We start from the raw sequence: 6,218 nt of genomic DNA on the forward strand, positions 1-6,218 counted from the left end.
GATGCCCTGCAGGTAGGCGGGACAGTGGCCCCAGAGGCTGGCACCGGCCACCGCGCGCTTCCGGCAGGCCTCCAGAATGATCGTGTGGATGGCGCTGGGGCCGTGATAATTGATCGGAATCACCCGATGCCGGCTGACCACACCTTCAAAATCGCTGCCGGTGGTCACCGCCGAAATAATCCGGTCGGTGTGTAACACATTGTCGAACATACTGCCCAGGGTAATCACGCCCGGGGCCCCGAGCCGGTGAGCCAGATCCACCAACTCTCGGGAAAACCGGTACCAGTTCAGGCTGGGTTCGTCGGCGATCAAAATTACCAGATCGTTTTCACCGGAAGCGGTTTCGATGGCGAAAAAGCTTCCTCCCGGGGGGGTGATCGATTTCATAGCACCGGTTTCGATCCTCACTACCGGGCGGCTTTCGTCATAGCGATAGCAGGCGTCGGGTTCCATATGGCCGATGGAAGCGGCCTGGAGGGTATCCACCAGATAGGCAGCAGTGCCGGCCGACACCTCGAGTGCATTGCCCCATCCACGGAAACCGATGATAAACATCGGTGCTGCAAGGGTGGGCATCGTCTCCAATCGGAAGGTCTGGTATTCCATACGCTTCATTCTAACCCAGCTTTAGCAAATATGATCGTAATTATCCCATTTTCGGAGGGAATCGGTTGGCTGTCAATACCCAAATCCAGATGTGTTATAGCAAACCCATCCGGATCAGCCTTTGTTTTTATACAGTTCCGGATAGAGCTGATGGGCGCATTCGGGGCAAATGCCGTGGGTGAAATCGGCCTCTGAATGGCTGGCGATGTATTCCTCGATCTGCTGCCAGGTGCTGTCGTCTTTGCGGATTTTTTTGCAGGAGGCGCAGATGGGCAACAGGCCGCTGAGGGTTTTGACCTCCTTGAGGGCTTTTTGCAGTTGGGCGATCAGTGTTTCCCGCTCTTTGGCCGCCTGGTGCTTGACCACGGCAATTTCAATGGCGGACCGCAGTTCATTGATGTCGTAGGGTTTGATGATATAACCGTACGGGTGGGTGCCGATGGCCCGCTTGAATACCTGCTGGTCGGAAAGGCAGGTCATATAGATGATGGGCACATCCGAACCTTCGGCGATTTTTGCGGCGGCTTCGATTCCGTTCATTTCCCCTTTGAGCAGGATATCCATGGTGACAATGTCCGGGTTGTGCCGGTAAACCCCGCTGATGGCCTCGAGCCCGGTTTCGGCGCTGCCGCATACGTGGTAGTCTAAACTTTCCAATCGGGCGGTGAGCACGGTGGATACATTCGGGTCATCTTCCACCACCAGGATACTTATCTGTCGATGCATGGCGTACCTCGCATTGGCTATGGCGTTCGATGCTGCAATTATTGCGCATGGGATGCCCTTTTGTGCACAGGCTTATCCGGTATTCGAACGCTCTTGACATCAAAAAATAGGGCTGTTTTTTCAACTGTCCAGCAATATCCGGCCAGGCCGGATCAACAGCGACAGCGAGCGCCCTCCCCGCCGCTTGCCGCGGGGAGGGCTCAATCCAACACTCCGCCAGTTCAGAATCGATTGCCGGTAATATACAAAAGCAATTTTCCTGCCACTGTGGTGGGTTGGGCGAATCTTTGGCTTCGATGTTTCTATATATAAGAACAAAAAGTCCTTGACACCCCATTCAAAAGTCCTTACACATCTCTTATTCAGGGTCGTGGAACCAAACACGGCCTTTTTTTATTGGAAAGAGGACAACAGATGAAATTGAAGGAATTTCCAAGCCGGGATCGGTTTGATGCGTTGGCCCGCACCTGTAATGTGATTCCCGTTTGCCGTGAGATTCTGGCCGACATGGAGACGCCGGTCTCCCTGTTGAAAAAATGCTACGACGACGGCGGCAAGGGACCGCGAACACCGCTTTTTCTGCTGGAGAGTGTGGAGGGCGGTGAAAAATGGGGGCGTTACAGCTTTCTGGGCACGTCGGCCAGGACCCACGTCAAGGTGTTTGCCGATCAGGTGATTATTGCCGAGAACGGGCAGGAAGAGAAAATTCTCCACGGCGGCGATCCCCTGAGCACCCTGAAAACATTCATGAGCCGTTTTCAGCCGGCGGAAATGGGTGAGCTTCCCCGGTTCTGGGGCGGTCTGGTCGGTTATCTCACCTATGAAATGGTTTCATTTTTCGAGCGTATCCCCAACCGAATGTCGGTGGATACCCCCATGGCCCACTTCATTCTCTGCGACGAACTGCTTATTTTCGACAACATTCGCAACACGATGATCTGTGTGGCCATCGCCTTTACCGACGGGAATCCGGATGCTACAGCGGCTTACGATGATGCCATGACGCGGCTGGACGCTATTGAACAGCGCATGGCCACGCGTGTTGGCGATGCTGCGCCGGAGGGCCTCGGCGACAGCCCGACCATGGTCCCGCTGCTGGCGGCACAAACTTTCAGAGAGCGGGTGGCCAGCGTAAAAGACCACATCCAGCAAGGCGACGTGATCCAGGCCGTTATCTCGCAGCCCTTTCAATGCAGCGCGCCCGGGGACATCATTGCCATCTATCGGGCACAGCGTTATGTGAACCCATCTCCTTACCTCTACTTTTTTCATTTCGATGAGATGGTCCTAGTGGGATCCTCACCGGAAACGATGGTGCGCCTGGAAAACGGCGTGGCCACCCTGCGACCCATCGCCGGCACCCGACCCCGGGGATCCAGCGAACAGGCGGACCGGGCCCTGGCCTCGGAACTGCTGGCCGACGAGAAGGAGCGTGCCGAGCATCTGATGCTCGTGGATTTGGGGCGAAACGACCTGGGCCGGATCGCCCGGACCGGCACGGTCCAGGTGACGGATCTGATGGTGGTGGAGCGTTACTCCCACGTCATGCACCTGGTTTCCAACATCAACTGTGATATTGAGGATGGTTACGATGCATGGGACTTGCTGCGGGCCTCTTTTCCGGCCGGCACCCTTTCCGGGGCACCCAAGGTGCGGGCCATGGAGATCATCGACGAATTGGAACAAAGTCCACGCGGACCATACGGCGGCGCCGTCGGATACGTCTCTTTCAGCGGCAACATGGACCTCGCCATTACCATCCGGACCGCTTGTATTGAAAACGGGACGCTTACCGTACGGGCTGGAGCGGGTATTGTGGCTGACTCGGATCCGGAAAGCGAGCGGCTGGAGACCGTCAACAAGGCCATGGCCATTCAACGGGCCCTCGAACTGACCTGCCAGGGTGTGGAGACAACACCATGATTCTGATGATCGACAATTACGACTCCTTCACCTATAATCTGGTTCAGTATCTCAAACAGATCGGCGAGGGGGTGGAGGTGAGAAGAAACGACGCCGTCAGTGTGAATGAAATCGCGGCGATGGCTCCTCAGGCCATCGTGATTTCACCGGGGCCGGGCCGTCCGGAGTCCGCCGGTGTTTCCGTGGATACGATCAGGCGGTTTTCCGGAAAGATACCGATCCTCGGCGTTTGCCTGGGCCACCAGTCCATCGCCCATGTCTTTGGCGGCCGGGTGATTGGCGCCAAGCGGCTGATGCACGGCAAAACGTCGGCCATCACCGGTGATGGCAAGGGAATCTTTGCCGGCATCAAACAGCAATTTCAGGCCATGCGTTACCACAGCCTGTCGGTGGAGAAGGACAGTTTGCCAGACTGTCTGGCGGTGACTGCCACCGCGGAGGACGGCGAGATCATGGGTATTCGGCATCGGTCCCATATCACCGAGGGGATCCAGTTTCACCCCGAATCCATCATGACCCCGCTGGGAAAGCGGTTGCTGCGCAATTTTATTAAAATAATTTAGGCGTTAAGGGTTTAAATAAATGGATTTTATTTACTATTTGTCTTGTTCCCTGACATAAAAACACGAATTTCAGGATCGAGATGTTAAAAGGACTGAGTAGAGGGAGAAATTAAGCCATGTTCAAGGATCACCTGGCAACCATCATCAACCGAACCGATTTGAACCAAACCCAGATGGCGGAGATGATGTCTGAAATTTTTGACGGCAAGACCACCGACGCCCAGGTGGGCGCCATGATGGCCGCCCTGGCCACCAAAGGGGAAACCGTTGAGGAACTGGCTGGTGCGGCTCGGGCCATGCGCAAAAAGGCCCACCGCATCCAGGCCGCTGCCATGCCGGTCGTGGACACCTGTGGTACCGGCGGGGACGGGCTCAAAACATTCAACATCTCCACCACCACGGCATTTGTCGTGGCCGGTTGCGGGGTGACCGTGGCCAAGCACGGCAACCGCAGTGTTTCGTCCAGGTGCGGCAGCGCCGATGTGCTGGAAACCCTGGGCATCAAGCTGGATACGGACCCGGAAGTGGTCGAGGAGGCGGTCCAGGAGATCGGCATCGGCTTTCTTTTTGCTCCGCTATACCACAGCGCCATGCGCTTTGCTGCCAAGGCGCGCACGGAGGTGGGCCTGCGAAGCATCTTCAACATGCTGGGGCCGCTGACCAATCCAGCCGGCGCCAACTGCCAACTGCTTGGCGTGTTCGCTCCCCAGCTTACCGAAATGTTTGCCGAGGCGCTTCGCCTTTTGGGTGCCAGGAGTGCATTCGTGGTTCACGGGCACGACGGGCTGGACGAAATCTCCGTGTGCGCCCCCACGCGCGTCTCCCAGTTGAAGAACGACATGATTCGTACCTATGACATCTACCCGGAGCAGTATTTCAGCCAGCTGGCCGAGCCGCACCAGATGACCGGTGGTGACCCAGAGGAAAATGCGGCCATTACCCGCACCATTCTGACGGGAGAAAAAGGCCCCAAGCGGGATGTGGTGCTTCTCAATACAGCCGCCGCGCTGGTGGCCTGCCAGAAGGCCGCGGATCTGACGACCGGCATCGCCCTGGCCGAGCAGGCCATCGACAGTGGCGCCGCCTTGGGCAAACTGGAGGCATTGGTTGCCTATACTCGTGACAACGGATAACCGGTGCCCATCCAGAAACGGTTATTTTGCCAGATATCTTCGTTATGCGAACGTTTTTATCCCCGGAATATCGACTATATTTACCCCAAGGGCATTTCTTTCAGGGCACCTGAGGTAAAATTATTCGCATGCCTTGATCTCGACCAAATTTCCTCGTTTCTGAACGGACACAAAATAAAATCTCAAGATTGCATGATTAACCTACCGCTCAACTCAGGGGTAGTTATTTATGACGACCGATTTTCTTACGCAGATTGTTCAACAGAAGGGACGCGAGATTTCGCAGGCCAGAAAAATCATCCCCGAAGGCCGGCTGGCTGAGCTGGCCCGGCAGCGATCGGATTTCCGGCCCTTTTTTGAAACGCTCTCCCAACCGGGTGCCGCCGGGGTAAACATAATCGCTGAAATCAAGCGGGCGTCACCGTCCAAAGGCGACATCGCTCCTGATCTGGATGCCTTTCGGACGGCTTTGCGGTATGAAAAAGGGGGGGCAGCGGCCGTCTCGGTGCTTACCGATCCCACCTTTTTCAAGGGCAGCCTCGACGACCTGACGGCGGCGCGTTCCGCCTGTGCCCTGCCGGTGCTGAGAAAAGAGTTTGTCATCAGCCGCTACCAGGTGTACGAAGCGGCGGCGGCCGGCGCGGATGCCATTCTGCTGATCGCCAGAATCCTCACCGAGAAAAAATTGAACCGGCTCTACGCACTGTGTCGCGAACTGGGTATGGAGGCCCTGGTGGAGATCCACACGCCGGAGGATGCCCGCACTGTTGCCGTATGCGGTGCCCGTCTGGTGGGCATCAACAATCGCAACCTGAACACCTTTGAAACGGACATCGCCAATGCCATGGATCTGGTCGCCCGCCTGGCGCCCGGTCAGGTGCCCGTGGCCGCCTCCGGTATTTCAAGGCCGGCGGACATTCAACGGAATCTGAAGGCCGGGATCTTCAATTTTCTGGTGGGGGAGAGCATTGTCCGGTCCGATGACCCGGTCCGGTTTATCCGTGCGTTGATGGCGGGGGGATCCGGGGTGCCATCTCCGGACAACGGTGCCGAATGACCGATGCGTCTGCGATGAACCTTCTTTATCCCCAAGTGAAGATCTGCGGATTGACCCTTCCCCATGAGGCGGCCCAATGCGCTGCTCTGGGTGCAGATGCCATCGGTGTGGTCTTTTTTCCAAAAAGCCCGCGCCATGTCACCGCTGACCAGGCCAGGGCCGTGGTGGCGGCACTGCCGGAAACAGTGGCTGCCGTGGGCGTGTTTGTCG

6 protein-coding genes and 1 pseudogene are annotated in these 6,218 nt (G+C 56.9%); 5 read left to right on the top strand and 2 right to left on the bottom strand.

Annotated features, from left to right (window positions below; genetic code table 11):
• Positions 1–615 (bottom strand): PAC2 family protein (locus QNK41_RS06780; RefSeq protein ID WP_319255071.1); only part of this gene is annotated, 615 nt, incomplete at its 3' end.
• A 105-nt stretch (positions 616–720) separates the two neighbouring features.
• Positions 721–1,332, bottom strand: a complete 612-nt coding sequence (locus QNK41_RS06785; protein WP_319255073.1) for a response regulator — start codon at positions 1,330–1,332, stop codon at positions 721–723.
• A gap of 414 nt (positions 1,333–1,746) precedes the next feature.
• On the opposite strand from QNK41_RS06785, the gene QNK41_RS06790 reads away from it, so the two are divergent.
• From QNK41_RS06790 to QNK41_RS06810, 5 genes and pseudogenes are all read left to right on the top strand, one after another.
• On the top strand, positions 1,747–3,255 hold the full coding sequence (locus QNK41_RS06790; protein WP_319255075.1) for an anthranilate synthase component I family protein: 1,509 nt from the start codon (positions 1,747–1,749) through the stop codon (positions 3,253–3,255).
• Positions 3,252–3,818, top strand: coding sequence for an aminodeoxychorismate/anthranilate synthase component II (locus QNK41_RS06795; protein ID WP_319255077.1), 567 nt, complete (start codon positions 3,252–3,254; stop codon positions 3,816–3,818). The genes QNK41_RS06790 and QNK41_RS06795 overlap by 4 nt, the downstream gene beginning before the upstream one ends.
• 116 nt (positions 3,819–3,934) lie before the next feature.
• A complete protein-coding gene (gene trpD / locus QNK41_RS06800) occupies positions 3,935–4,951 on the top strand; it encodes an anthranilate phosphoribosyltransferase (protein ID WP_319255079.1) in 1,017 nt (338 codons plus the stop codon).
• Between the two features lie 229 nt (positions 4,952–5,180).
• Positions 5,181–6,008, top strand: coding sequence for an indole-3-glycerol phosphate synthase TrpC (gene trpC / locus QNK41_RS06805; RefSeq protein WP_319255081.1), 828 nt, complete (start codon positions 5,181–5,183; stop codon positions 6,006–6,008).
• A pseudogene (locus tag QNK41_RS06810) lies at positions 6,005–6,218 on the top strand (hypothetical protein); the annotation flags it as partial. The gene trpC and the pseudogene QNK41_RS06810, both read left to right, overlap by 4 nt.

The organism is Desulfosarcina sp., assembly GCF_033791525.1.
Lineage (GTDB): Bacteria > Desulfobacterota > Desulfobacteria > Desulfobacterales > Desulfosarcinaceae > Desulfosarcina.

Bases quoted from the DNA above. Each gene is read 5' to 3' on its own strand.
- trpD (WP_319255079.1), top strand. From the start codon at position 3,935: ATGTTCAAGGATCACCTGGCAACCATCATCAACCGAACCGATTTGAAC.
- QNK41_RS06785 (WP_319255073.1), bottom strand. From the start codon at position 1,332: ATGCATCGACAGATAAGTATCCTGGTGGTGGAAGATGACCCGAATGTA.
- QNK41_RS06790 (WP_319255075.1), top strand. From the start codon at position 1,747: ATGAAATTGAAGGAATTTCCAAGCCGGGATCGGTTTGATGCGTTGGCC.
- QNK41_RS06795 (WP_319255077.1), top strand. From the start codon at position 3,252: ATGATTCTGATGATCGACAATTACGACTCCTTCACCTATAATCTGGTT.
- trpC (WP_319255081.1), top strand. From the start codon at position 5,181: ATGACGACCGATTTTCTTACGCAGATTGTTCAACAGAAGGGACGCGAG.